The following is a 26,002-nucleotide window of genomic DNA, read 5'->3' on the forward strand; positions in this document are numbered from 1 at the left end:
AGGACGAGGTTGGCGCGAACCCTCAGGTCGTCTGCATACCTGGCCAATTGATTCTGGTCGGGTGGTTCGAAAGCGGAGTTCACTATGCTGCCCTCCCTCCAGTTGAGAGTCCCCGGCCGTATCGCTTTGCAGTGGAGCGGATTTGGTCGTCCGTCCAGTAGTCGGCTCGCACCCTGGTCACCTGTCCGTCTTCGGCGACGACATAGCCGGTACCCGGTTTGTCGGGGCTGATCCGTTGTGCGGGTGCGCTATCGGCCATCCCATCGCCGAGGACCATCGTGACTTCTTCGCGGGAACGGAGTCGGAGCGCAATGGTCTGGGTGAACAGTCCTCGCATCGGAAGGACCTCCTTACGGGGATCTTGGAGGAACGCGGCCACCACGATGCCCAGGGCGCGGCCTTTCGTGAGAATTCGCGACAACGAGGCGGCAGCTTCTTTACGCAGTGCGGCGTCGCTCATGTACGCCGTCATTCCGGCCAGTTCGTCGATCAGCAACACCACGAGAGGGGTGGACGTGGTGGCAGTGTGCTCACGCTTACGACCGGCCATCGCAGCGCCGCGCTTGTTCATCACCTTCTCCAGCGCGGCAAGGGTTTCCACAGCGTCGGCTTCGGTGGTCGCGATCTTGGTGAACAGACCGGAGCCAACCGACAATTCGATGCCGTACTTCAGATCGATTCCCACAAGCCGAACCAGGCCGGCGGCAACGGCGGGACCGAGCCCACCAGCGATGCCCCAGAAGACAGAGCCTTTGCCTGCACCTGAGCAACCCACGGTGAGTGTGTGTCGGCCGCTCAAGGGCAGGGTCCAGGCTGATCCGTTCTCGCACCGGCCGAGCGTGACTCGCGTCGTCGCAACAGCTGTCGGGGGAGCGGCAGTACATACCGTGGACAACTGTTCTCGCATGACCAGTTCGATCCGAAGCGTCCCGGGGGAGATGACAACCGACCGCGCCGAGTGTGCGCCCGCAGCGTCGCGGATCGCGGGAACCGCGCGCTCCAATTCGTCGACGGTCTGCCCCATCCGTGCTCGCACCGTCAGATGCAGACTGGTGTGAGATACCGCTGTTCCCAACAGCTTTGGATGAAACCACTGCGTCGACGCGACTTGCCGTCCTTCCTTGTCGCGGCGGGTGACCTGCTCGGAGGCCGACAAGCGGCAGCGCTTGCACAGTCGCTGCCATGAAATGTGCGCCCAGAGCCGCCAGCGCAGGAGCCGGGCAGGGGTGGCGAACCGTTCCTGGTAGGTGTCCGGTGAGTGCAGCCGCCAGTAGGTCAGAGCTGCCCCAGTGATGATGACGACGATCACCATGCAGAGGGCGAAGCCCTTGAGTAAGTGCAGCAGGTGGTCGAACCGCAGCGGGGTGTCAGAACCCATAGGTGTGTACGGATCGGGATTCATGCGGACTCCCGGCCTGAGTTAGACGCCGCTGACGGCTTGCCCGGCGCCTTCATGTCCGTGGCTCGGAACGACCATGCGATCCGCGAGAAGTCACCCGACTTTTCGATGTATGGCAGGGCCGTCAGTCCCTCGAAAATCACAGGGGTGAAGGGTGTTCCGCTGGAATTGGTGGGTGCAATGGGTTGCACTGACGCGGCGAACTTCACCGTCACCGTGCGACTGCGCTTCGGTGCTGTCGGGTCCCCGTCGAGCACTTCGACCTGCCACATTGGTATGCCCGTGTCGCGGTCTCTTGCCTGTACGCGGTTCTCGCCCGAGGACTTGTCGAAGTCGATCATCGGCGTCACCTCTGACACGACGAACGCACCGCATGAAAACACCTGTTCGTGCCCGATCTGGAGCCATCTAGGGATGGACATAGTGAGAGCCTTTCGAGTAATGGACTAGATGACTATTTAACCTAGTCGTCTAGAGGAGTTAGTCAAGCCCTTGGCGCGGTTTTATCGATTGGCGAAGTCTCAGAGCGCTGAAAAGTCGTATTCGAGCAGGTAGGCGGATGCGACCTTCACGGTGTCGCACACTTCGACGGCGACATCGTTGGTGTCGTATGCCGTCCGGACCACTGTCAGAACGGGAGCGCCTGCCGGGAGTTGCAGCGCACGGCGTTCTTCAGGCGAAGGCATTCGCGCGCCGACTTCCTCGGTGAATCGGGCGAGCTTATGGCCGGCCTCTTCGAGTCTTGCGTAGATGCCGCCAGGACCGGTGTCGACTTGTTCGATCTTGGTGCCCTGCGCGAACTCGGCAGGAATGTAGGAAATTGCAGTCTCGACCGGCCGGTCATTAGCGAGGTAGCGCCGTGATCGCACGATGACATCGTCGTCTTCAGTTAGTCGAAGGCGTTCTGCAACAGTCGAATTTGGCTTGTCGCGCGTCACGGTGACGGTGTCGACTTGTGGTGCGTAGCCGAATTTTTCCGCCTCGACAGTGAACGCGGCCTTGCCGCTGTCACGATGTCGCCGCGCGAACCGATCAGATGCGACGCGCCGAATTGGGGCCGCGGGGCGAACGAACACTCCGCGGCCATGCTCGGCGTTCGCCAGCCCCTCCGAACGCAGCTCCTGCACGGCCTGGCGGACTGTCATCCGGGCGACCCCAAAGTGCTCGATCAATGCTGACTCAGACGGCAGTCGTTCGCCTGCGGACAATTGACCAGAGCTGATCGCTTCGCGCAACATGCCCGCAATCTGGCGATAGGGCGGCTTGTCGTCCGCCCGGTCGATCTGGCCGAGTTGCAGCACCTAGGAGCCTTCCGTTGCTTGTCTAGGCGACTAGTCTAGGGAAACGACACGTCCCCTGTCACTACCGGGAACCCCTACAGCATGGAGTTTCGCATGGGCACTACGCCGAAACACTCGGTCAGCGTCGCCGGCATTGTGATCCGCGACGACGGCCGGGTCCTGGTCATCAAGCGCGACGACAACGGCCATTGGGAGGCGCCCGGCGGCGTCCTGGAGCTAGATGAATCCTTCGAGGCGGGCGTCCGGCGCGAGGTGCTGGAAGAAACGGGCCTCGAGGTTACAGTCGAGCGGCTCACCGGCGTCTACAAGAACCTCACCCACGGAATCGTGGCGTTGGTCTACCGCTGTCGGCTGGCCGGGGGTGAGCCGCATGCAACTGAAGAAGCGCGTGAAATCCGTTGGATGACAACGGAAGAAGTGCAATCGGCAATGACGGCGGCGTTCGGGGTGCGCGTCTTGGATGCGTTCGAGGAAGTGCCCAAGTCGCGGGCGCATGATGGCGTTAATCTTGTTTTGGCTAAGCAGTAGGTTCGCGCCCCGTACTTCTCTCCACGGCGTATTAGTGCTTCCAGTCCGCGGGGCGGCCCATGATGCCGCGATCGAGCCCCTCGAGCCATGTGACGGCGGCGGCGGCGAGTTCGGAGGGGAATCTGCAACGATGCCCACGTCCGCTGTGCACCAGATCTACACCGAAGTCGTGCCGCAGGTGGGCTGGCACATCGATCCCATCGCCACCGTAGTAAGTGAAGTGTGATGCGATCAGAACCGCGTTAACTGAGGTGTCTGTTGCGATATGTCCGGGGTTTGGAACGCCGCCGTCAAGGCTGTGCCGTGAGTCTGCCTGCAGCCATGACCCGTCGCTGGCGTGATGGTAGATGTTGTCGCCGTATGCGCGCTTCATAGCGCCTCGGTCTGTCGGAATCTTGCGGCTGAACCGGGTGTCCTTCCAGTAGTCGTCGAAACTCAAGATCTCGTCGACGCGCATGGCGTACACGAGCTTTCCGGCTAACTTCTTCTGCGCCGAGCCAGTACCGACAACCCAGTCGCCGACCGTTGCGGCACGTCGGATGTCCGGTTTGCAGGTCGCGACCGTACACCAACCCTCGAATGGGTTAGGGGCGAACGCGAAGTCGTGGCGGACGACGTAGCTGAATAGGCGCACAGTCGTTACTAGCAGGCGAGCCGTTTGATCGATCGGGGCGGCACTGTCGCGCCGTCGGGCCCCTGCCAGTTGTCTGCGCCATTCAGTGCTTCGATGATTGCCTTGCTGTTCCAACCGACGACGGCGTCGGCGTACTCATCGAGCTCTGGCGGCATGTCGGCACCTGTCGAGCCTGGTGTCCACACTCCGATGATGCGCTTGTCGGGAAAGCGGTTCGCGTACTCGATCTCCCAACTGACCCATTCGTGATTCTTGGTGTCCGGCGAGATCATCACGATGACTTTCCCGGCCCACTGAATGCGGTCGGCAAGGATCTGCTTGATGTAGGACTCTGCATTTGCATTGTTGGGTATATCGCTTGTGATAGATGAATCCCGGATATTGGCCCCGTTCGCAGAAAGCAGATCCTTTAGCTGGCCTACAAGGGCATCGTCCTCGTGGCGGTGGCTGATGAACGCGTTGTGCTGATCGGCCATGAGGCACCTCCTTCGAGTTCAAGAGTACGGCCGACCTCTGACAACTCTCGGTCCTCCAAGTGCGTCGGTCCGGTCCCATAGGCTTTGGACATGCCAGTGCCTCCGATCCTTGACGTCTACGTTGTGTGGCACCCAGGGGACCCGGTGGGTCAGGACGTCTTTCGTCGACTGCATAGCCATTTCCATTCCGAGGCGTACTCCGGCCTCGCGGGCGGGGCAGTCGAGGTGTACGGGCGGAGTGTCGCTTGGGAATCGGGTGGATCTGCCCCACGGCCCTTGCCGCTGCCTGGAGGCACTTCCGAGGTTATACAACCTGCACAGTTTGCGGCAGTCATTCCGGTGTTGGGTCCTGCCCTCAGGGGCGCGGTGCAGGCTGACACGACTTGGGCTGATTACATCAGGGCCTGCGTTGATAGCCGGGGGTCTGCGATCGTCGTGCTCCCAGTAATCGCGCCTGGCGGCGTCAACTTGGATAGCTCGGTGCTTGGAGCGGCACTGTCCTCCACCATGCGGCTCCCCGACGAATCAGTCAGTGTTCCAGGGCTGCTCGAACGGAGTGTGGCCCAGGCCATCGCTCAATTGGCCGAAGGATCGGCGAGCAGGATTAAGGTCTTCGTGAGCCACACAAAGCACAACTCGTCGGGAGAAGGCGGCTTCGATCCGCCCGTTTTCGAGCAAGTCCGCACGGCAATCGCGAACAGCAAGCTCGCGGACTTCTTCGATGCTCATGACCTTCAACCGGGAAGCGACTGGGCGGCCGACTTGAAGCATGAAGCCGGGTCGTCCGCCCTGCTCATGGTCCGCACCGACAGGTACGCGAGTCGGGAGTGGACCCAGCGGGAGGTGCTTGAAGCCAAGCGCCATGATGTGCCCATCGTCGCCCTTATTGCACTTGTCGACGGGGAGGCTCGTGGCTCTTTCCTGATGGATCACCTTCCGACGGTGCCCTTTGCGCGCGATGACTCGGGCACGTCAATTGACAAGGCTCTCGACAGGCTCGTCGACGAAGTTCTCAAGCGAGCGTTATGGACGGCGCAATCCTCGTACATCGGTGCGCAGGGGTTCGACTGGTTGCCGGTACATGCGCCGGAGCCGGTGACGACCGTCGAGTGGCTAGCACGGCACAAGGCCGAGGATGCTCACGACGAGCACCTGCTGATCATGCACCCCGATCCGCCATTGGGTCCGGACGAGCGGGCTGTAGTTGACGAGATGTGCGCAGTCGCTGGATTTGAAGGACGCGTCGACGTCCTGACTCCGAGAACGTTCGCGATCCGTGGTGGTGAGGTGTCGTATGGCCAATGATCCAAAGCTCGTCGCCCGAAATGCGCTGAGAGGCAAACGTATTGCACTCTCGGTCTCCGAGAGCGACGACCTCGTTCGCCTCGGCCTTGGCAGTGCGCACCTTGAACTCGCTGTCGCCGAGCTGACGCGGGCGATTGTATTGGCCGGAGGCGTTGTCGTGTACGGCGGCCGAATCGGATGGGGCTTCACCAGCATCGTGCTTGACGAGGCTGAGCGCTACGGGTCTCCCGGAGGCGCGTTTGACCACTACGTTCCGTACACCGAGCATTTTGGAGTTGCTCAGGCCGACCTGGAAGCGTACGCGATCGGGCTGAGCGTCAAGGCGCGTGTTTGGCTCATCGATGCGACTGGTGCGGCACGCGAAGTCGCGGATGCCTCTGACGACAGCTTCGCTCGCGGTGAAGTCGATCCGAGCGACGCATTGACGGCAATGCGCAAAGTCACGTCTGAGGTCAGTGATGCTCGTGTGGTGTTAGGTGGGAAAGTCGCGGGATTCGCTGGGAGGTCACCCGGTGTGGCGGAAGAGGCTGCATTGACGGCGGCGAACGAAAAGCCGCTCTACATTGCCGGGGGTTTCGGGGGAGCAGCAACTCTTTTCGGACGCCTAGCCCATCCTGACCTGTACAGGTGGTTACCTGGTGAGCTCCCGGCAGGCGTCACGCCCGAGGTCGAGGCCTCCGTATCCGATCTCCTGCCGGACCAGTTCGTCGAAGACGGTTTGACGACCGATGACCGTGCACTGCTTGCCCAGACCAACCGTCCGGCTGACGTGGCAACTCTGTCGATATTGGGATTGTCGAAACTGAGCGGCTAGGCCGAGGTCTCCGGCTTCTTGGGCATGAATGCCAGTTGGCCGGCATCGGCATCGAACACTACGAAGCCGCCATCGTGAGCCAGCAGATCGCGAAACACTCTAAAGCCGGCGAGGATCGCGCGTTCCCAGTCGGCACCAGTTCTATCGGCGATTTCGAAGTTAGCCGAGACACTGCCAATGGCTCGTATAACTGACTGGTCGACGTGTTCGATGCCGTCGAGGAGTCCGTGCTCCGCGCCGTAGGCGAAGGCAAGAGCCGAAATGCCTTCCTCCAGCACGACCGCGCGGCCGCCGTCCTGGTTCTCATTGACGAGCTGATCGCTCCGGCGTTTACGGTCGAGTAGGGCGCGTGTCAATGGTGACCAGCCGAGGAACGTGGCAAAGGCAAGATGGAATATGTCGTGGAACCGGTAGCCGTCGGGCGAATCGGATGCATCAGTGAGTCGATCGCCGACTTTGGCGCCATTGAAGAACAAGTCAGCGGATGGGCGAGAAACTTCGGTGTTGGGCACGGCTCGGAACTCGTACACACCTGAGCGCGGAAGTCGTTCTTCCTCAGTGAAATTCGCATCGAACGGTGAAGCGGAGCCAGGAATCCAGCGTGCCCGAGTCTTGACCAGGTTGGCTGCCGCTATGTCAGCGAGTCGGAGATCCAGACGGTCGGCGATGGCAGCCAGGTACCAGAGCACGTCGCCGAGTTCCTCGGCCATACGCTCTCGCCAGGCACCGCGTGCATCACCATCGCGAAGGTGTTTCTTGTACTCAGAAGCCACCGAGCCCGCCTCACCTGCGAGGCCGAGGAGGTGGATGACGGTGTCTTCAATCTCCCGCTTCGATCGGACGTCGGTTTCCAAGGCTGCTGCTTGGTAATCGTTCAGCTCCATGCTGGCCCCAGCCGGTGGACAGTGGTCTCATGTTGAGCAATTTGGTTGATCCCCCACTTCGGAGGGAACCACGCCGTGACGCGTTCCATGACTGGCGCGAACTTCTGCTTGATTCGGGATCGACCACTTAGACCTTGCACGTCGGGATGAGCAACGCGCGCGTACTTGTCGACCTCGCAGAATAGGTTCTGACAGTCGATGAGTTGTAGGGGTCGTCCACCCAGTCCTATGAAGTCGAGACCGAGATGCCCGAAGTGCTCGTGCTGAGCGTCAGCCATGTAACGAATGACTTCGCTCTCGATGCCGTGGGCCCCCGCGCCAAAGCACTTGCGGATTCCGTCGCGGGCTCCTGGTCCTGCGACGACGTACTCCATCTCGTCGAAGTCGAGGAGCGTCGTGTAGTTCAGATCAATGAGCATCTGGAAGGCTAGAAAGTCCCCCATGGCGGGGTACGAGCGGATCTCGTTGAAGGCGTGGCGCATCGAGGGTGAGCCCTGAAGCTGGGTCGGCATCTCGTCCTCCATCATCGACCGAAGGAGACGCAGGTGATTCGAGTGCTTTCGCTCGGCTCCCATTCGAGGCGGGGGAATGACATACGCCGCTGAGTACAGACGCCGGCCCCGGGCGAAGGCGTCGCTCAACAATTCGTCAATCTCGTCGAGATCGAAGCTGCTCCAACGCAATTCTCCCAACTCGTGTTCTAAAAGCTCCCAGGTACTAATCCGGTTGAAGAACTTGAATAGCAGGACGCGGAAGGTTGTCTCTTCGGCGGACTGGTCGCCCCGGTACGCGACGCGTTCGATCAAGAACTGGCTGACCCGGTCGGAGGCGCGATAGCAGTTGGTGAAGCGGAAGTTCGTGAGGATTGGATCGCTCGTCCACGGGCCGTCCTCTCCACGGAGGCGTGCCTCGTAGATCGCCTGGCGCTCGGAGGCGAATCGCCAGTATGTCTCGAACACTGGAGTCGGCCGTAATGTGCGACCCGCGATCCTGATCGCTTCCGGGACAATGGAAGTGGTTGTCACTTGTCTTCCCCTGCCATCGCTTCGGCCTGTTTGATGATGAGCTCGGTTGCCGTCGGCTCTTGATCGGGCGGGTAGCCGTGCTTTAGCAGCAGGCGCTTGATGCGGGTGCGGAGCTTGGCGCGGACTGTCTCCTTGACCTGCCAGTCCGTCTTCGCGTCGTTGCGCACTATCTCGGTGAGTTCGTGGGCGATGGCTCGGAGTATCTCGTCCTCTATCGCGAGCCGTGCTGACTCGTTTGTGAGCATCGCGTCGTAGAACGCCAGCTCGTTCTCGGTCAGACCTGTTTGCTCGCCGCGCTGCTTCTGCGCCTGGATGGCCTTGGCGATCTCAACGATCTCGGCGATGACCTGGGCGGCATCGATGGTGCGGTTCTGGTAGCGATTGAGTGCCTCGGATAGCATCTCGGAGAACCGCCTGCCGGCGACCACGTTGCGCTTCCCGATGACCTTGACCTCTGCGGATATCAGGCGGCGCACGGCTTCGAGCTGGAGGTTCTTGTTGTCCGCCGTCTCGAACTTTTTGCGGAACTCGTCGTCAATCACCGAGATGTCGGGCTTTTCCAAGCCAGCTTCAGCAAAGATGTCGATGACTCCACGGCCACTGATGTGCTCACTGATGATCTGACGAACCGCGACATCGAGCGTGGCTTCGCCGTCGGGATCACGGTCGACCGATTCGATCTTGGCGATGGATTGTCGCACTGCGTCGTAGAACGCAACATCGTCGCGGATCGCGGTCGCCTCTTGCGAGGTGGGTACAAGGGAGAAAAGGCGCTTAAGTCGCCCGGTGTGAGCCATGAACCGCTTCTTCAAGGACGGTCCATCGCTCGCATCGGTCGCGAACTCACCTTCGGCGACGTCATGAGCCGTGTCCTCGACGCCGCGGTCAGACTCCAGAAGGTAGTCGACAGTCGCGGTGACGGCGTAAACGAATGCCTTGGTGTCGCCGCTGCCCAGGATGGTGACCCAGTCAACGCCATGCAGCAGGTCGGAGACGATCGCGTGCTCGGCGAGCAGCTCGGGGATGGCAGCCTGACGGACATCTTCGCCAATGGCGCGGTCCTGTTTGTCGCGGTCGGTGTAGGTAGCGAGAGCTTCTTTGAGATTTTCGGCGATGCCGATGTAGTCGACGATCAGCCCCGAGGGCTTGTCCTTGAACGTTCGGTTGACCCGCGTGATTGCCTGCATGAGTCCGGCCGAGCGCATCGGCTTGTCGACGTACATCGTGTGCATCGGCGGTGAGTCGAAGCCGGTGAGCCACATGTCGCGGACGATCACGAGCTCTAGGGGGTCGTCAGCGTCGGACGCACGAGCCTTCATCGCACGCCGCTCGGTCTTATTGCGGATGTGCGGCTGGTACGACGCCGGGTCGGTGGCGTTTCCCGTGATAACGACCTTCACGACGCCGGCCTTGTCATCCGCGCTGTGCCAGCCGGGCCGGAGCGCAACGATTTCGTTGTAGAGGTCGACGGCGATGCGGCGGGACATTGTGACGATCATGCCTTTGCCGACGAGCACGTCGCGGCGCGCTTCCCAATGGCTGACGATGTCGGCCGCGAGTTGCTTTATGCGCTTCTCCGAGCCGACGATTGCCTCGACCTTGGCCCACTTGCTCTTGGCGCGTTCGCCGATCTCGTCCTCGGCCCCTTGGATCGCGTCTTCGAACTCGTCGTCGATCGCGCCCTTGACCTCGTCGGGCAGCTCGACCCGGACGAGACGGGGCTCGTAGAACACCTTGACCGTGACGCCGTCCTCGATGGCTTGAGTCATGTCGTAGACGTCGATGTACTCGCCGAAGATCTCGGCAGTCGAGCGGTCCTTCTCATCGATCGGCGTGCCGGTGAAGCCGATGAACGAGGCTTCCGGAAGCGCGTCTCGAATGTTCCGAGCAAACCCGTCAATCACGTCGTAGTTCGAGCGGTGCGCCTCATCGACCATCACCACGATGTTGAGCCGATCTGAGAGCAAAGGGAATGCCCGACCTGCCTCGCGCTCTTCCTTCACCAGCCCGAACTTTTGCAACGTGGTAAAGATGATCCCGCCAGATTCGCGGCCCGCGAGCAGTTCCTCCAGGTGAGCACGGGACTCAGCCTTGACCGGAGTTTCCGGTAGCGGAGAACCGGGTTTGGAGGGGGCGAAGGTCTCGTCGTAGAGCTGGTCGTCGAGATCGTTGCGGTCGGTCAGAACAATGACGGTCGGGTTCTCCATACCTGGGTGAGTCATCACCTTGCCTGCGTAGTAAGCCATCTCAAGGGACTTGCCCGAACCCTGGGTGTGCCAGACGACGCCGATGCGCCCGTCGGTCTCGACCGACTCCAGGGTCTGCCCGATCGCTTTGTTGACGGCCCAATATTGGTGGTACTTCGCCAACGCCTTTCGAGTCTCGGTGCCCTCACCGAAAGTGGCGACGAAATGGCGGCACAGGTCGAAAAACACATCGGGCCGAAACATGCCTCGTGTGAGCACCTCTACCTGCGGAATGCGTAGGCCTTCTGCGTTTTTCGGGTCGCGCCGCGTCCCGTCGATGGTCTTCCACGCCGCCCAGTGATTCCACGGCGCGGAAAACGACCCTGCACGCGCCTCGGTGCCATCGGACACCGCCGCGACCTGGTTCCACTTGAAGACCTCGGGAGTCTGACTCCGGTAGGTCTGGAGCTGGCGGTATGCGCCCGCGACCTTGGCGTACTCCTTCCCGGGCCGCTTCAGCTCGAAAATCGCAAGGGGCAAACCGTTGACGAATAGGAGGACGTCAGGTCGCCGCGATTTCTTCGGACCCTCGATGGTGAACTGGTTGATCGCGGCAAGGTCGTTGTTTCTAATGTTCTCCCAGTCGAGAAGCCATGCCCGGTCGCTACGAGGTTCACCGTCGGCGTCGCGGTAGTCGACAGGAACGCCCTTGATCAAGTAGCGGTAAGCGTTCCAATTCTCCGATTCGATCAGCGGCGACTCAGCTCGCTTGACGGTTTGCACGACGTCATTCACAGCATCAACTGGGAGGTCCGGGTTGAGCCGCTGAACAGCTGAACGCAGTCGCCCGTCGAGGACAACGTCTCGGTAATCAGTGCGTTCCGCACCCGGCTCGCCGGGTGCAATGTCCGGCCCGTAGACCGGCGTCCAGCCGAGTTCCTCGAGGATCTGGAGCACCCATTGCTCAAGGGCATCCTCTGTCGGCACCATCACGCCACCGCCAGGTCCTCGGGCACACGGACCTTGCCGCACATGAGGAGGGGTAGGAGCTCGTCGCGGGTGCGGGTGAGATCGGCGACTTCTTCCTCCAAGCCGTTGATCGCGTCCAAGATTCTCGAAACCCTGTGTTGATCTGCCAGTGGGGGTAGGGGAATCAGCGTGTCCTCAAGATGTGACTTCGTCAGAGCTCGGCGGGTAGCTCCCGCCGAAGAGAGCCCGTTGAGACGGCCTTTAGCCGGCGCGGCTAGAAGCGCGAGCAACAAGAAACCCGGGTCGAGGGCATTGAGATTTGGTCGCACGATTGCAACGTGTTGGCTCACTCGGGCGGGCAGAGCGCGGTTGGGGACCCTGGTGGTTCGCGTGACCGACTCGCCAGTGATGTTGATCAAAACGTCACCGAGGATGACGGTTACGCCACGCAAGCTTTCGGCGGCTGCATCGGAGATCCGTGCTAGGCCGTCGAAGGCGAATTGGCCGTCGTAGACATTTTGTGACCGGATGAACGCGATTCCGGATTGCTGATACACACCCTTGCCACCGCGCGGTGTGGCGCCGCTTCCGATCTTGGTCGTGACGTCACCGAGCCGCACCATGTCGAGTTTGGCGTCCGTGAGCACGCTGAATGCTGTCATCGCCAGCTGAAGGACGTTAGCGATGGCCCGTCGGTCTGTTTCGATCAGGTCATCGAGGGCGCCGAGGACCGCAGCAATTCTGCGCTGCTCATCCAGGGGAGGCAACGGGAACAGTTGCGCGCCGAAGGTCTCACGGGTGAGTGACGGATTTGAACTTCCATCTTTGAGGTGATTCAGCCCGACGTAACCGATGAGGTAGTACGCGAACTTAAGATCCGCGCTATGTGCGACGTCTAACGAATAGGCAGTGTCGATCACCCAGAAATCGCCATCGACCCATTTGACGCCGAGGTTGCCCATTCCCTTCCGTCCGAGGACAACTCCAGGACCGTGGAAGAGCGGCGAATCGTGCCACCCGGTGCGGCCGTTCGAACCGTAGACCGGAACGAGACCAGGCTTTCGCGAGGACTCGACCAAAGCCTTCCCGTACCTCAATTCGAAGACCGACGAAGCGCGAACTAGCGGCCAGGGAAGCATGTCTGCCCTGCCGACGCCCCGGGCGAGAACCCCGCCGGTAGGGGTTGACTGGCTACTGTCGGCCCGGGCGTCGTCACGATCAGCCATCACTCGCCGCCAGAGAGCTCAGCGCGGCGAGCACAGTGGCTTGAAGTTCCTCGCGAATCTTGAACCCGTCGCGAATCTCTGCTGACAGTCGAGAGATTTTCTCGTTGACTGGCTCGTCGTCGACGTCGGACTCCTCGCTGCCCACGTACCTGCCCGGGGTAAGGACGTAGCCGTGCTGGGCGATCTCTGCGCTGGTGACGACTCGGCAGAAGCCGGCGACGTCGGAGTATTCCTGGCTGGCACTCGTCTCGGTCCCACGCCACGAGTGGTACGTGTCTGCAATCCGAGTGATGTCCTCGTCGCTGAAAATTTTCAGCGTTCGGTTCGTCATGCGGCCGATCTGACGGGCATCGATGAAGAGTGTCTCGCCCTGCCGGGGACGGGTCTTGGTGCTGTTCGGGACACCGACCTTGTTCTTGGTTAGGAACCATAGGCAGACCGGGATCTGGGTGCCGTAGAACAGCTGCGGCGGTAGCGCCACGATGCACTCGACGACGTCGGCCTCGACCATTGCCTTACGGATTTCACCTTCGCCGTTCTGCTGCGAGGAGAGGGACCCGTTTGCGAGGACGGTGCCAACGGTGCCGGTGGGTGCGCAGTGGTGGAGGAAGTGCTGAAGCCACGCGTAGTTGGCGTTCTGCTCCGGTGGCACGCCGTACTTCCAACGGGCATCTTGACGAAGCCGCTCGCCAGCCCAGTCGCTGTCGTTAAACGGCGGGTTGGCGATGACGAAGTCGGCTTTGAGGTCCGGATGGGCGTCGGCGTGAAAAGAGTCGCCCCACTCGAGACCGAGGTTGCCCTCGATGCTGCGTAAAGCAAGGTTCATTTTAGCGAGTCGCCATGTGGTCGGGTTCGACTCTTGACCGAACACCGAGAGGTCGTTCCGGTTGCCGCCGTGGGCGCGGACGAACTTGTCGGCCTGGACAAACATGCCACCCGAGCCGCAGGCTGGGTCGAGCACTCGGCCGTGATAGGGCTGGAGCATCTCGACGAGGAGTTGCACGATCGAGCGTGGCGTGTAGTACTCGCCGGCTTTCTTGCCTTCCTTTGAAGCGAACTGGCCGAGGAAGTATTCGTAGACCCTGCCGAGCACGTCGAGGTCCCTGAACTCCTCGGCGGCAAGATCCTGACGGGAGAACGTGTCGATTAGGCCACCGATCGCCTCCGGTGCGAGCTCCCGCTGGGTGTAGTTCTTCGGGAGCACACCCTTGAGGGTCGGGTTTTCCCGCTCGATGGCCTCCATGGCGGCGTCGACTTGCTTGCCGATGTCTGGCTGTTTGGCTGCCTTCCGGAGCTCATTCCACCGGTGACCCTCGGGAATCCAGAAGACGCCCTCGGCCGTGTACTCGTCGCGATCTTCCAGCACCGACTTCTTTGCCGCGTCGTTGGGCATGAAGTAGTCGGACTCGGGATCGTTGACCAGCCGAGTCAACTCGTTGTGGCGGACCATGAAGGTGTCGGAGACGTACTTCAAGAAGATCAGGCCTAGCACGACATGCTTGTAGACGGCGGCATCCATTTTGCCGCGCAGCTTGTCGGCGGCCTTAAAGAGTGATGTCTCCAGACTCTCCGGCGCCGCGGTCTTCTTCTTTGGAGGCAAGTGATTCCTTCGTATTGGACTTTCAGGTCGATCCTGTCAGTTTGGTCGCAGATTGCGGCCAACTCGGGAGCAAGAGCGGTGAGTCGACAATGGATCAGCGACGGCGGTCCAGTCGCAACCGTCACCGCTCGTTTGGGCTGGCGTACATGACCTTGCAGCGACAGATCGCTACGGCCGGTTCCGAACGATGCTTCCTACCGTGCTCGTTGCATCAATGTGCTGGGAGAGTTCAGGCGATACGTACCGAGCGTGGCCTCGGATTCGGCGGACGATCTCTCGGCCTGAACGCACGGTCGCTGGCTCATGATGCGCAACCCGGTTGCGAGCGTTTAGAAGCTCGCCCAAACCGCTGTGCAGTTGCACGCGGCTAGTTCCGCTCGGGTATGCGTGCGCCAAGTGCGGCAGCCAAACGAGTGGTTCGTGACGGCGTGACGTCACAAAGACCCAAAACCCGAATGTCAGCTCGGCAATCACCTTGCCTGCCAGCGCCGCGTTCCCCCCAGCGTTCCGTCGCGCCGTGGCAATGTCGCGGTGCGTTCGCGCGTTCCCGGCCACACTCATGGGAAAGAGCTGACCAGCCGAACTGGTGTCGAGCCAGTGGCTCTCGCCAACCGCCACGGCCCCCATCAGCGCGGTGTCGTACATATTCCGCAGTCCAACTTCCAAATGGGCGAAGTCATGCAGCAGGGCAGCGTTTAGGCTGGTGCTCCACTCGTACAGCGCCAAGGCACGCGATCTGTCGTGGCCAGCCATCCTCAAGTACGTTGCGAATCGATCGGAACTCAACCAGCTCTCGACCCATGGTCCGTACGGCACCGCCATGCCAGGCAGTCAACCACGGCGTTGCTGGTCGGTACGGCAGCCGTGTAGACTTCTCTACACAAAGGCCAGAGTCGCATCCCAACGGATGTTCTGGTTGAGATTTCAGAAGAGCCCGGTATTCGACCCAAGCGGCCGACCCGGGCTCTTTGCATTGACGATCGCGGACGAGCTGGCAGGGTGACTCAGCTGACCGTGAGTCGCAGCGTCGTAACTTCTTCGTTCGGCACAAGCGCCCATCCTCCCTGGACCGGGTCGCCGTGATCGCGCATCATTCTTGCTGCATCAAGCAGAGCGGAGTTGAGGTTGTCGGTTAGGACTTGCGTGCGGCCTTCGTCGTCGTAGAGCACCCACCCCGCGGCGGTCTCGCTTAGCATGAAGGTCACCACGCTTACAAACCTACGGCCTCCTCGAGAATGTCGGCTAAGCACCTCCGATGGGCGCCTCATGAGATTGCACGGGCGAGCTGAGCAGCGAAACCTGGTCCGTCGTTGACCAAGGCGTAGCCGCCAGCCAGGCCGCCCTGGTTGCAGAGTGTCCTTCGCCGCCGCACCTTCCGGTACGTCACGACGCCGGTATCGTGATGCACGCGTCGGACCAGGAGCACTGCCGTGCGTGGCACGACTGCGGTAGGGAATCGGCTGCCGGAGTCGCCGTACACCGCTTGGCTGCGCGACCAACGCCGCACGATCCGCCGAGCTGTCAGATACGCGTCCTGGGCGACCTCCACTACGGCGATCGCCTTCTTGAGTCCGTAAACGCCCCAGAATCGGCCAGGCCCGCGTCCCGGCCGCTGCCAGAGTTCGGGCACGACGTGCTGATATTCCTTGTCGCCGTCTAGGTTTGGCGATGAGTGCTTGGTGAAGTAGATGGCCAGGCGTTTCGGGTCGCAGGCTTTCAGTCCGTTGCGCACGTCGATGGCAGTTCCGGCGAGTCGGTGCCTTGCCCTCTGCTCGGGGTCGGGATGGTCGACAACCTGAGCCCACGTGTCGGACAACCAATGAGCGAAGCTGACACCCGAGCGGCCCGGTGAGGTTGGCGGCGCCATCCACAGATGAATGTGGGGTGCGCCGCGCCGCTGAAACTCCAACTTCCAAATGTAGCGAGCCGGCTCGCCATACTCACGTTGAAAGCGTTTGCGCCACAACACCATGTGCCGCTTAACGCTGGGCCCATCGGGGGCTACGATTTCCCACTCGCCGGGATAGGTCAGGGTGACCATCGCCGGAACACGACCAGATTCCACCAGCGGGATGTAGTCGAGTTCGGCAAAGGTGCGGCACATCGCCGACCGTGATTTCCGGGACCACTCGGTAATGACACCGCCAGTACCGCGCTGGTCGTCTTCCGTAGGACTCCGTCGTGTCAAAGACACGACGGTCTGATCATCGTCCCCATCTGTGACGGCGATGTCGTTTCTCACATGGAATTTCGCCTCGTCAACGTCACGTTGGTGATGGCTGACTGCCCGCTCGGCGGTCTTCTCGGCACGGACAGGATTGGTCCATCCGAGTCGCACGACGCCGGGGCCGATGGTGATGCGGAACCGCCCGGATTCCGGTTCGACACCAAGGCGCTCCGAGCCACAAGCCCACGGTGCTGCTGGTTCGAACAGTGCTGCAGCTGCGTTGACCATCTCGGGGCTCGGGAACCGCAGTCCCAATGCGTCGATCGCTCGCAGGTCGCCGGTTGCGATTCCGTCGCTGGCGGGATCGCGGACATTTTCGGCACATATAACAAGCCCGCTGTCCAGGGCCGGGGTGAGGTCCGGTGCCCCGGTCGACGTCCGGCCGACCACTGTCGCTCTCGCGCCCTGCGGCCTGGCGGCCTCGGGCGCTCGCGACCTCCCGTCAACCGCGGCACCGGCAGAACTCTGCCGAACTGCGGGATGTTGTGATGCCGATGTCGAGCCCTGCATCGAGGGTGTCGATCCGGTGGTTGATGATGCGTTGCTGGGCATCGGGGTGCCTGCTCCCCGGAACCCCCGAAGCTGCCCACAGCGCAAGCGGCAGCACGAAAGCTCCTGGTCGGGAGCGCAAGCACCGTGTCCGGTTTATGTCCGTTCGCCGGACAGGCTGAGTACGTCAGCCCTGCTTAATGCGGCGCATAGGACGCACAGACGCAGATGAACCGCAGGTCAGTGGTTATCTTGTCCGCCTGAAAAGCGGAAGGTCGCCGGTTCGATCCCGGCCCTGGCCACCGAGATCGTTGCAGTCGAAGCCTGTTTTGGGCCGATCGTCCCGGCCGGCTCACCGGCCCAGGCAATCCACATGGTCAAAGTTGCGGTCTACTCAGACGCGGTCATCGAGCGCGTCAAGCGCCGATGCGACATCGTCGAGTTCGTGGTCGTACAAGTCGGCATAGACGGCGGCCTTGGCGCTCTTCCTGTCCGCACTGGGCATCAGCCAGTGGGACAGCATGTTTCTCGATGCGTCGTTCCTCTTCGCGGCGGGGTGGGCCGGAAGCGTCCTCAGCATTGGTCATCAGGTGTCGGTGCAGGCCGGTTCGCCGGATGAGATGCGCGGTCGCATGAACTCCTTCTACATCCTCGCCCTGGTCCGCCGGTTCCCGCTGTCGGAGGGCGCCTGAACGTGCCACCGCTACAGTGAAGTCTGCGACGTCGCCGAGGTGACGTTGGGTGTCAGGCCAAACGAGAGCAGGTGGGCCCGGTGTTCACGCGTAGGCCACCGTTGCGGACGGTTGGCACCGATCCGGATTACCGGTTCACCCTCGCCAACGAACGGACCTTCCTGGCATGGGTGCGTACGGGTTTGGCGCTACTCGCGGGTGCCGTCGCCTTGGTCAGCCTGGTGCACGATTTCGGTCCCCGGCCGTTGCGGCTCTCGATCACCGTATTGCTCTTGGCACTCTCCCTGGTCGTGACGATCGGTGCCTACCTCCGGTGGGACCGCACCGAGCGCGCGCTGCGCGAAAATCGTTCGCTACCAATGGATCCGCTCCCGCGAATCATGGTCGGAGGCGTTGCGATCGTCATCGCCGCCGCAGCAGTACTGGTGTTCTTGGCCGAGGCTGCCTACTAGTGGACGACGAAGAGTTGATGGACGTCGGCGCTCAGGCCGAGCGCACGGCCTTGGCGTGGCAGCGCACCGGAATCGGAGCGATCGCCGTGGGCCTCCTGTGGTTGCGTGGGAGCGTGCACCAGCACCTGTTGTCCCCGTGGCCAGGGCTGCTGCTCACCGCGGCTGCAACCCTGGCCGTGCTCCTCTGCGTCCCGCAGCGCTACCGCCGAGTGCTGCACAACGTGCGAACGCAACGAACACCGTTGTCCCGCGGGATGGTGCCGGGCACGGCCTTGGTGTTGGCGATCGTGACGATCGCAATCGGCATCGACCTGTTGCGCACCTAAGGTTCTACCGCCGCGTGGCGAGGTAGATCGTGGCGGCCGAACGCCCCCGTGTGAGTGGGTTGTCAAACCAGATCTGTTGGGATTCGACGTCGGCGAAGACGGTTTCGAGGATGGCGGTGAAATCTCCGTCCGGTGCATCGTCTGACCACATCGCGAACGTGCCGCCCGGGACGAGGTGGGCGGCCGTGGCTCGAAGGCCCTCGGGGGTGTAGAAGGACGCGTGCGGGTGGTGCAGAAGGTGCCGCGGCGAGTGGTCGATGTCGAGCAGGATGGCGTCATGGGTTCGACCCGGGCGCAATGGGTCGAAACCTGCCGAATCCATTGCAGTGGCGAAGAAGTCGGCGCACCTCAACGTGATGCGGCCGTCGGCGGCCAAACCGGCCGTGTCGGGGAGCAGGTCGCGTTCGTGCCAATCGATGACTGCTTCTGAGTACTCGACGACCGTTAGGGTATCGACCCGCCCGCTCTCGAGGGCTTCTCGCGCGGTGTAGCCAAGCCCGAGTCCGCCGACGACGACGTCCAGCGCCGCTCCAGGGGTCCGGGCCAGCCCCAGCCGCGCCAATTCCCGCTCGGCCACGGTGAACAGGCTCGTCATCACGAACTCATCGTCGAGTTTGACCTCGTAGACATCGGCCCGCACCGAGGGATCGAACCGCCGCCGCAGGCTGATCACCCCCATGGGTGTCTGCTGCCAGCCCAACTCCTCGAAGCGTGCGCTCATCGAGATCGACCCTAGTCCCGCCCAAGTGCGGGCAAGGTAACTTACCCATATGGTCAGGCCTGCGCAGACGGCGCGCAGCGAACGCACACGCGACGCATTGCGTCAGGCCGCGTTGGTCAGGTTCCTGGCACAGGGGGTGGAGGACACCTCCGCCGAACAGATCGCCGCCGACGCCGGTGTCTCGCTGCGCACGTTCTACCGACACTTCACGTCCAAACACGACCTGCTGTTCGCCGATTACGACGCCGGTCTCGAGTGGTTCCGCACCGCGCTCGCCGATCGCGCGCCCCACGAGTCGTTGATCGATGCCGTCCACGCGGCAGTCATGGCCGCACCGTATGACGCCCAAGCGGTGCCGAAGATCGCTGAACTGCGGGCGCGTGAGCTGGACGCGGGCCGGATCGTGCGCCACATCCGTCAGGTCGAGGCCGACTTCGCCGAGGCGGTCGAGGAGTACCTGACCCGTGACGTGCCGCCGGCGTCAGGGGCCGAGGGTCGGTTGCGCGTGACGGTGACGGCGAGGTGCATCGCGGCAGCGGTCTTCGGGGCGATGGAGGTCTGGATGCTCGGCGACGAGCCGTCACTTCCCGAACTGGCGGGGCTGTGCCGCACGGCGCTCGAGACGGTCGCGGCGGGGATCAGCGACACGACCTGACGAAGTTTCGTCATTATTGACAAAACTATGGCAGCGTGCCAGCCTCGGACGATGGCGGACTTCGACGCGATTGTCATCGGTGCGGGCCACAACGGGCTTGCCGCGGCGGCCCTACTGCAGAAGGCCGGCGTTCGTACGCTGTGCCTCGACTCCAAGCTCTACGCCGGCGGAATGGCCTCCACCGTAGAGCTTTTCGACGGGTACAGCTTCGAGATCGCGGGCTCGCTACAGTTCCCGACGTCGGCAAAGGTCAGCGACGAACTCGGTCTCGACGACCTGCCGACCGTCGACCTCGACGTCATGTCGGTATCGCTGCGGGGCATCGGTGACGAGCCCGTCGTGTACTACACCGATCCGATGAAACTGCTCACCCATCTCAACGAGGTACACGGCGCCGAGGCCGTCAACGGCATGGCCGGCCTGATGGCGTGGAGCCAGGGTCCGACCCGTGCGCTCGGCCGATTCGACGCCGGCACGCCGCCCAAGACCCTCGACGAGATGTACGCCTGCGCGCAGAACGCGTTCGAACGGTCCGCGATCACCGACATGCTGTTCGGATCCGTCACCGACGTGCTCGATCGCTACCTGCCCGACGCCGAGAAGCACGGCGCGCTGCGGGGGATGCTGTCCTTCCTCGCGATCAACACCACCTACCGCGGCCCGGCGACGCCGGGCAGTGCGGCGGCGCTGGCGTTCGGCCTAGCGATGCCCGACGAGAACGCCAAGCTGATGAAGAAACTGCGCGGCGGAATCGGTGCCCTGACAAAGCATCTCGTCGACCGATTGGTGGCAGGTGGCGGTGAGCTTCGGCTGCGCACCAAGGTCGAGGAGATCATGGTCGTCGACGGTCGGGTCACCGGCGTCCGGCTCGACGACGGCTCGACGATCGACGCTGCCATCGTCGTATCGGGGGTGGCACCGGACCTGACCGTCACCAAGATGCTCGACCCGGGCGCGGTGCCGTCGGACATCCGCGAGCGGTTCGCCCGCGTCGACCACCGGGGAAGCTACCTCCAGATGCACTTCGCCCTCGACGGGATGCCCACCTTCGCCGAACCGTATGAGATCCTCAACGACCCCGAGATGCAGTCGGCCATCGGCCTCTTCAGCACACCCGAAGAACTGCAACGGCAATGGGAGGACAGCCGCCGCGGCGTCGTACCCGCCGATCCCGCGATCGCGATGCAGTTCCCGTCGGTCCACGACCCCGCGCTCGCGCCCGTGGGAAAGCATGCGATGTCGGCCTTCTCGATGTGGTTTCCGCTCGAGTACCACGACGCGTCCTACGGAGACCTCAAGGTCGAGATGGGCCGCCGCGTCATCGAGAAGATCACCCGGGTGGCGCCGGACTTCGAGTCGAAGATCATCCGGCACACCACGTTTACGCCACGCCACATGGGCACCATGTTCGGCGCTCCCGGCGGCGACTACTGCCACGGCCTGATCCACCCGGAACAGATGGGACCCAACAGGCCGGGACCCCGCGGCTTCGTCGACCAACCCCTCCCCATCGACGGGCTGTACCTCGGCAGCGCGGGATGCCATGGCGGACCGGGTATCACGTTCATTCCCGGCTACAACGCGGCGGTGCAGGCGCTGGCCGACGCGGGTTAGTCGTCGGGCTCGGAGATCGTGAGCACGGCCTCGCGGATCTCGGGCACGTCATCCTCGAAGCGGTGCTCGAGCATTCGTAGGGTCTTGGCGAGCGACGACTCGACGCTGTCTCCGACCAGGTCGACACTCGCGATCACGAAGATCTGCTTAGGGCCGATGAATTCGGGGCGCAGGAAGCGGACCGACGCGACTTCTGGGAAGCCTTCGAGATGCTCGCGCAGGGCCTTCTGCAGACGCGGCGGGCCGGCTTCGCCAGTGAGGAAGATGCGGTTGCGGTTGATGAGGACGACGGCCACCACTGCGAGCAGGACACCCACCAGAATGGATCCGATGGCGTCCCACACCACGTCCCCGGTGAGCTCGTGCAGCAGGATGCCCAGGAACGCGATCGCGATGCCGATCAGTGCCGCACTGTCCTCGGCGAACACCGCGCGCACCGTGGGGTCCGAGGTCTCGTAGGCATACTGCAGGACCTCGCTATCGAATTTCTTTGCGTCGCGCCGCAATTGACGCACGGCCTGAGCGAGCGAGGTGCCCTCGAGGACGAACGCCACGGCCAGCACGATGTAAGCAACCCGGTAGTCCGCGGCGCCCTCAGCGCCGTGGAGCAGTTCGGTGACTCCCCGCCAGATGGACACCGCCGCCCCGACGACGAACAGGCCGAGCGCGGCGAGCAGCGCCCAGACGTACGCCTCGCGACCGTAACCCAAGGGCCGTCGCTCGTCGGCTTCGCGGGTACTGCGTCGATTCGCGATCAGGAGGAACACCTCATTGCCGGTGTCGGCCCAGGAGTGAGCGGCCTCGGCACTCATCGACGCCGACCCGGTGGTTACGGCAGCAACCGACTTGGCCAGCGCTATCACGAGATTGGCGGCGAATGCGACGATGACGGTGAGGGCGCTGTCACCTCCGGCCTTCACCACGCCGCGTCAGTCCCCTCGACGCTGCAGCTGAGCCATCCAGTCCTTGGGTACGCGCTCACCGGGGCCCGGCGCGCTCTGGTCCACCGGGTGGCACTCCGGTGGCGCGAGCTCCGGTCCGTCGTAGTACTGGTTGGAGTCGTAGTTCCAGAACCAGTCCTCGCCCGGCTCGAACGAGCGGATGATCGGGTGCCCCGTCTCGCGCCAGTGCGCGGAGGCATGGCGGGCCAGCGAGTCGTCACAACAACCGATGTGTCCGCACGCCGTACAGCGGCGCAGATGGACCCACCACCCGTCGGCGGCAGTGCACTCGACGCACCCCGTTCCGCTCGGTGGGATCGCCGGATTCACTGCACTCGTCATGGCCCGAGCCTACTTCTTCTCGCGCCACACCCGTTCGAACGGCAACCGCCAGGCGCTGGGCGCGACCAGTTGGTGGATTGCGTTGGGGCCCCACGTTCCCGGCTGATACGACTTCACCGGCGGGGGGTCGTCCAACAGTTGAGCCGAACGTTCCCATAGTGATTCGATGCCCTCGGCCGTCGTGAACAGGGTGTGGTCACCCCGCATCGCGTCGAGGATCAGCCGCTCGTAGGCCTCGAGCACGTCGCCCCGTGAGTCGGTCTCCTGGGTGGAGAACTGCATCGACATCTTGTCGAGCTTCATGCCGGGGCCCGGCCGCTTGCCGTAGAAGGACAGTGACACCTTGGATGCGTCGGCAAGGTCGAACGTCAGGTGGTCGGGCCCCTGGGAGCCGACGCCCGAGCCCGCCGGGAACATCGTGCGCGGCGCTTCCCGGAAGGCGATCGAGATGATCCGCATGCCCTCGGCCATCTTCTTGCCGGTGCGCAGGTAGATGGGCACCCCGGCCCACCGCCAATTGTCGATGCCGACCTTCATCGCGATGAACGTCTCGGTGTCGGAGTCGCGCGGAACGCCGTCCTCGGAGCGGTATCCCGTGTACTGGCCGCGGACGACGTCGTTGGGGTTGATCGGCAGCATCGAGCGGAACACCTTGTTCTTCTCCTCGCTGATGGCCCGCGGCTCCAACGCCGTCGGCGGCTCCATCACCACGAACGCCATCACCTGCAGCAGATGCGTGACGACCATGTCCTTGTAGGCGCCCGTGCTCTCGTAGAAGTTGGCCCGCTGGTCGAGGCCGAGCGTCTCGGGGATGTCGATCTGGATGTGGTCGATGAAGTTGCGGTTCCAGATCGGCTCGAATAGGCCGTTGGCGAACCGGAAGGCGAGGATGTTCTGCGCCGCCTCCTTGCCGAGGAAGTGGTCGATGCGGAAGATCTGTCGCTCGCGAAACGTCTCGTGCACGAAGTCGTTCAGCTCGATGGCGCTTTCCAGATCGGTGCCGAACGGCTTCTCCATCACGACCCGCGACCGGTCGACCAGGTTGGCTTCCTTGAGCATTGTGATCACGGCACGCGCAGCCTTGGGCGGTACCGAAAGATAATGCAGCCGGCGAACTTCCGGTCCCAAGTCGCTTTCGGCGTCGGCCACCGCCGCGGCCAGCGCCGCCGGTCCACCGCCCTGTGGAACGTAGGAGATGCGGCTGGCGAAGTGCGCCCATTGCTCATCGGTGAGCTTGTGCGTGCCGAACGCCTCGACGGCCTGCTTCGTCAGCGCACGGAACTCGTCGTCGGTGAGATCCTCCAACGACGTCCCGACGACCCGGATCTTGGGCGCCAGCGACGACTGGACCAGATAGGCCATCCCCGGCAACAGCTTGCGCTTGGCCAGGTCACCGGTCGCGCCGAACAGCACGATGACGTGTGGTGCGAGCGTCTCCTCGTCGCGGCGATTGGGGCGCGAGCCGGTTCCCGGATGAGCGATGGTTTGCGGCGTCTCGGTGGTCACGGGGGAGATGTTTCCATCCAGAGGTGAACGGCGCAGGACACTGCGCGGCGAAAGGGCTCGCCACCCGTCGACCGCTGGTTAAGGTCGCCAGCATGGCAACCAGTGATTCGCGTGAAGTGGTCATCGACGCAACCCCCGAGGAAATCCTCGACGTCATCGCCGACGTCGAGACCGCGCCTGAGTGGTCGTCGCAGCACCAAGGTGCCGAGATCCTCGAGACCGACGAGAACGGCAGGCCGCGCAAGGTCAGGATGAAGCTTAAGACCATGGGGATCTCCGATGAAATGGTCGTGGAGTACACCTGGAGCGACCTCGGCGCCAGCTGGAAGCTGCTCAGTTCGAGCCAGCTGAAGACGCAGGACGCCAGCTACACGCTGACGCCCGATGGGGCGAAGACCAAGGTCAAGTTCGACATCACCATCGACCCGTCGGTGCCCATCCCGGGCTTCGTGCTGAAGCGAGCGATGAAGGGCGGCCTCGAATCGGCAACCGATGGGCTGCGCAAACAGGTCATCAAGGTCAAGAAGGGGTGAACGGCGGACCCCTGACTGGCGTCAGGGTGATCGAACTCGGCGGCATCGGGCCGGGTCCGCACACCGGGATGATGCTGGCCGATCTGGGGGCCGACGTGGTCCGCGTCCGGCGGCCCGACCCCGGCGAGCGAAGCGACAGGGGGAGCAGGCCTCTAAAGATGCCCGCCGAGGACGTCGACCTCCTCCATCGCGGCAAACGCATCATCGACCTCGACGTCAAGGGCGACCCGCAGTTGCTGCTGGAGCTCGTCGCCAAGGCCGACGTGTTGCTCGACTGCTTCCGGCCCGGGACGTGCGAACGGTTGGGCATCGGCCCCGACGACTGCGCGGCCGTCAACCCGCGGCTGATCTTCGCGCGCATCACCGGCTGGGGTCAGGACGGTCCGCTCGCCACGACGGCCGGCCATGACATCAACTACCTCTCGCAGACCGGTGCGCTGAGCGCCATCGGTTACCGCGACCGACCGCCCGTGGCGCCGCTGAACCTGGTGGCGGACTTCGGTGGCGGGTCCATGTTCGCGTTGGTCGGCATCGTCGCAGCCCTCTACGAACGGGAACGCTCGGGCAGGGGGCAGGTGATCGACGCCGCGATGGTCGACGGCGTCAGCATCCTCGCGCAGGTGATGTGGACGATGAAGGCGACGGGGTCGCTGAAGGACCGGCGCGAATCGTTCATGCTCGATGGCGGAGCGCCCTTCTACCGGGTCTACGAGTGCTCGGAAGGCGGGTACATGGCCGTCGGCGCGATCGAGCCACAGTTCTTCGCGCAGCTGCTCGCCGGGCTGGGCCTCTCGTCCGACGAGGTGCCCAACCAGTTCGACACGGGCCGTTACGACGAGATGAGGTCCCTCTTCACCGAACGCTTCGCGCGCAAGACCCGCGAGAAGTGGACGGCGGTGTTCGCGGGCACCGATGCGTGCGTGACCCCGGTGCTGACGTGGCGGGAGGCGTCGGTGGCCGAGCATCTCGTGGCCCGGTCGACCATCGTCACGCAGGACGGCGTCGACCAGGCTGCGCCCGCTCCGCGGTTCTCGCGCACCCCGTCCGGACCGCTGGGTCGGCCGCCCAGCGACACCACCGCGCTTGCCGACCTCGGATGGTGAAGACGAGTTAGCCGGTCGAACCGCTGCACTGGGCGTGGCTGACGATTACCCTTT

General features: G+C 63.2%; 26 protein-coding genes and 1 tRNA gene. 11 read left to right on the forward strand and 16 right to left on the reverse strand.

The window, feature by feature from the left end:
• Positions 1-82 precede the first annotated feature (82 nt).
• The 3 genes from QUE68_RS04265 to QUE68_RS04275 form a co-directional block, all read right to left on the reverse strand.
• Complete coding sequence (locus QUE68_RS04265) at positions 83-1,402, reverse strand: FtsK/SpoIIIE domain-containing protein (protein WP_286275184.1); 1,320 nt, start codon at positions 1,400-1,402, stop codon at positions 83-85.
• Complete coding sequence (locus tag QUE68_RS04270; RefSeq protein ID WP_286275185.1) at positions 1,399-1,821, reverse strand: plasmid replication, integration and excision activator; 423 nt, start codon at positions 1,819-1,821, stop codon at positions 1,399-1,401. Before QUE68_RS04270 ends, QUE68_RS04265 begins: the two co-directional genes overlap by 4 nt.
• Positions 1,822-1,920: 99 nt before the next feature.
• Positions 1,921-2,700 (reverse strand): GntR family transcriptional regulator, encoded by a 780-nt coding sequence (locus tag QUE68_RS04275; RefSeq protein ID WP_286275186.1) that lies wholly within the window; start codon positions 2,698-2,700, stop codon positions 1,921-1,923.
• Positions 2,701-2,793: 93 nt separating this feature from the next.
• Here QUE68_RS04275 and QUE68_RS04280 point away from each other — a divergent pair, with 93 nt between their 5' ends.
• Entirely contained in the window at positions 2,794-3,228 is a 435-nt protein-coding gene (locus tag QUE68_RS04280) for an NUDIX hydrolase (protein ID WP_286275187.1), read from the forward strand.
• Positions 3,229-3,259: 31 nt separating this feature from the next.
• On the opposite strand, the gene QUE68_RS04285 is transcribed toward QUE68_RS04280, so the two are convergent.
• On the reverse strand, positions 3,260-3,862 hold the full coding sequence (locus tag QUE68_RS04285; RefSeq protein ID WP_286275188.1) for an Nmad2 family putative nucleotide modification protein: 603 nt from the start codon (positions 3,860-3,862) through the stop codon (positions 3,260-3,262).
• An 8-nt stretch (positions 3,863-3,870) separates the two neighbouring features.
• Positions 3,871-4,338, reverse strand: coding sequence for a TIR domain-containing protein (locus QUE68_RS04290; protein WP_286275190.1), 468 nt, complete (start codon positions 4,336-4,338; stop codon positions 3,871-3,873).
• A 507-nt stretch (positions 4,339-4,845) separates the two neighbouring features.
• Between QUE68_RS04290 and QUE68_RS04295 the strand changes: the two genes are divergently transcribed.
• Positions 4,846-5,643, forward strand: a complete 798-nt coding sequence (locus tag QUE68_RS04295; protein ID WP_286275191.1) for a TIR domain-containing protein — start codon at positions 4,846-4,848, stop codon at positions 5,641-5,643.
• A complete protein-coding gene (locus QUE68_RS04300) occupies positions 5,633-6,457 on the forward strand; it encodes a hypothetical protein (protein WP_286275192.1) in 825 nt (274 codons plus the stop codon). Before QUE68_RS04295 ends, QUE68_RS04300 begins: the two co-directional genes overlap by 11 nt.
• Here QUE68_RS04300 and QUE68_RS04305 read toward each other — a convergent pair.
• From QUE68_RS04305 to QUE68_RS04335, 7 genes are all read right to left on the reverse strand, one after another.
• Positions 6,454-7,341, reverse strand: coding sequence for a nucleoside triphosphate pyrophosphohydrolase family protein (locus QUE68_RS04305; RefSeq protein WP_286275193.1), 888 nt, complete (start codon positions 7,339-7,341; stop codon positions 6,454-6,456). The genes QUE68_RS04300 and QUE68_RS04305 overlap by 4 nt on opposite strands.
• A complete protein-coding gene (locus QUE68_RS04310) occupies positions 7,332-8,300 on the reverse strand; it encodes a nucleotide kinase domain-containing protein (RefSeq protein ID WP_286275194.1) in 969 nt (322 codons plus the stop codon). The genes QUE68_RS04305 and QUE68_RS04310 overlap by 10 nt, the downstream gene beginning before the upstream one ends.
• Positions 8,301-8,362: 62 nt before the next feature.
• Entirely contained in the window at positions 8,363-11,542 is a 3,180-nt protein-coding gene (locus QUE68_RS04315; RefSeq protein ID WP_286275195.1) for a type I restriction endonuclease subunit R, read from the reverse strand.
• Complete coding sequence (locus QUE68_RS04320) at positions 11,542-12,747, reverse strand: restriction endonuclease subunit S (protein WP_353507025.1); 1,206 nt, start codon at positions 12,745-12,747, stop codon at positions 11,542-11,544. Before QUE68_RS04320 ends, QUE68_RS04315 begins: the two co-directional genes overlap by 1 nt.
• Complete coding sequence (locus QUE68_RS04325) at positions 12,740-14,347, reverse strand: class I SAM-dependent DNA methyltransferase (protein ID WP_286275196.1); 1,608 nt, start codon at positions 14,345-14,347, stop codon at positions 12,740-12,742. Before QUE68_RS04325 ends, QUE68_RS04320 begins: the two co-directional genes overlap by 8 nt.
• A 1,004-nt stretch (positions 14,348-15,351) precedes the next feature.
• On the reverse strand, positions 15,352-15,555 hold the full coding sequence (locus tag QUE68_RS04330) for a hypothetical protein (RefSeq protein ID WP_286275198.1): 204 nt from the start codon (positions 15,553-15,555) through the stop codon (positions 15,352-15,354).
• 56 nt (positions 15,556-15,611) lie between these two features.
• Positions 15,612-17,126 (reverse strand): rolling circle replication-associated protein, encoded by a 1,515-nt coding sequence (locus tag QUE68_RS04335; RefSeq protein ID WP_353507026.1) that lies wholly within the window; start codon positions 17,124-17,126, stop codon positions 15,612-15,614.
• A 173-nt stretch (positions 17,127-17,299) separates the two neighbouring features.
• Here QUE68_RS04335 and QUE68_RS04340 point away from each other — a divergent pair.
• The 4 genes from QUE68_RS04340 to QUE68_RS04355 all read left to right on the forward strand — a co-directional run bounded on the left by QUE68_RS04340 (position 17,300) and on the right by QUE68_RS04355 (position 18,533).
• A tRNA-OTHER gene (locus tag QUE68_RS04340) sits at positions 17,300-17,365 on the forward strand.
• A gap of 174 nt (positions 17,366-17,539) precedes the next feature.
• On the forward strand, positions 17,540-17,755 hold the full coding sequence (locus tag QUE68_RS04345) for a hypothetical protein (RefSeq protein WP_284232740.1): 216 nt from the start codon (positions 17,540-17,542) through the stop codon (positions 17,753-17,755).
• A gap of 80 nt (positions 17,756-17,835) precedes the next feature.
• Entirely contained in the window at positions 17,836-18,207 is a 372-nt protein-coding gene (locus tag QUE68_RS04350; protein WP_284232741.1) for a YidH family protein, read from the forward strand.
• Positions 18,207-18,533, forward strand: coding sequence for a DUF202 domain-containing protein (locus tag QUE68_RS04355; protein WP_284224732.1), 327 nt, complete (start codon positions 18,207-18,209; stop codon positions 18,531-18,533). Before QUE68_RS04350 ends, QUE68_RS04355 begins: the two co-directional genes overlap by 1 nt.
• A gap of 4 nt (positions 18,534-18,537) precedes the next feature.
• Here QUE68_RS04355 and QUE68_RS04360 read toward each other — a convergent pair whose 3' ends face one another.
• Positions 18,538-19,254, reverse strand: a complete 717-nt coding sequence (locus tag QUE68_RS04360; protein ID WP_284232742.1) for a polyamine aminopropyltransferase — start codon at positions 19,252-19,254, stop codon at positions 18,538-18,540.
• Between the two features lie 49 nt (positions 19,255-19,303).
• Here QUE68_RS04360 and QUE68_RS04365 point away from each other — a divergent pair, with 49 nt between their 5' ends.
• Positions 19,304-19,909, forward strand: coding sequence for a TetR/AcrR family transcriptional regulator (locus QUE68_RS04365; RefSeq protein ID WP_284232748.1), 606 nt, complete (start codon positions 19,304-19,306; stop codon positions 19,907-19,909).
• A 51-nt stretch (positions 19,910-19,960) separates the two neighbouring features.
• Complete coding sequence (locus tag QUE68_RS04370; protein ID WP_284232751.1) at positions 19,961-21,523, forward strand: phytoene desaturase family protein; 1,563 nt, start codon at positions 19,961-19,963, stop codon at positions 21,521-21,523.
• On the opposite strand, the gene QUE68_RS04375 is transcribed toward QUE68_RS04370, so the two are convergent.
• Genes QUE68_RS04375 through zwf form a run of 3 tightly spaced genes read right to left on the reverse strand, consistent with a single transcriptional unit; the run spans position 21,520 to position 24,312 of the window.
• Complete coding sequence (locus tag QUE68_RS04375; RefSeq protein WP_284232753.1) at positions 21,520-22,446, reverse strand: cation diffusion facilitator family transporter; 927 nt, start codon at positions 22,444-22,446, stop codon at positions 21,520-21,522. The genes QUE68_RS04370 and QUE68_RS04375 overlap by 4 nt on opposite strands.
• A gap of 6 nt (positions 22,447-22,452) precedes the next feature.
• Entirely contained in the window at positions 22,453-22,806 is a 354-nt protein-coding gene (locus QUE68_RS04380; RefSeq protein WP_284232755.1) for a UBP-type zinc finger domain-containing protein, read from the reverse strand.
• 9 nt (positions 22,807-22,815) lie between these two features.
• Positions 22,816-24,312 (reverse strand): glucose-6-phosphate dehydrogenase, encoded by a 1,497-nt coding sequence (gene zwf, locus QUE68_RS04385; protein ID WP_284232758.1) that lies wholly within the window; start codon positions 24,310-24,312, stop codon positions 22,816-22,818.
• A 92-nt stretch (positions 24,313-24,404) separates the two neighbouring features.
• Between zwf and QUE68_RS04390 the strand changes: the two genes are divergently transcribed.
• The gene (locus tag QUE68_RS04390; RefSeq protein ID WP_284224739.1) at positions 24,405-24,845 is read left to right on the forward strand and encodes an SRPBCC family protein; all 441 of its coding nucleotides are present in this window, start codon (positions 24,405-24,407) and stop codon (positions 24,843-24,845) included.
• Positions 24,842-25,948, forward strand: coding sequence for a CaiB/BaiF CoA transferase family protein (locus tag QUE68_RS04395; protein ID WP_284232759.1), 1,107 nt, complete (start codon positions 24,842-24,844; stop codon positions 25,946-25,948). The genes QUE68_RS04390 and QUE68_RS04395 overlap by 4 nt, the downstream gene beginning before the upstream one ends.
• Positions 25,949-26,002: the final 54 nt, after the last annotated feature.

Source organism: Mycolicibacterium sp. TUM20985, from assembly GCF_030295745.1.
In the GTDB taxonomy this organism is placed as follows: Bacteria; Actinomycetota; Actinomycetes; order Mycobacteriales; family Mycobacteriaceae; genus Mycobacterium.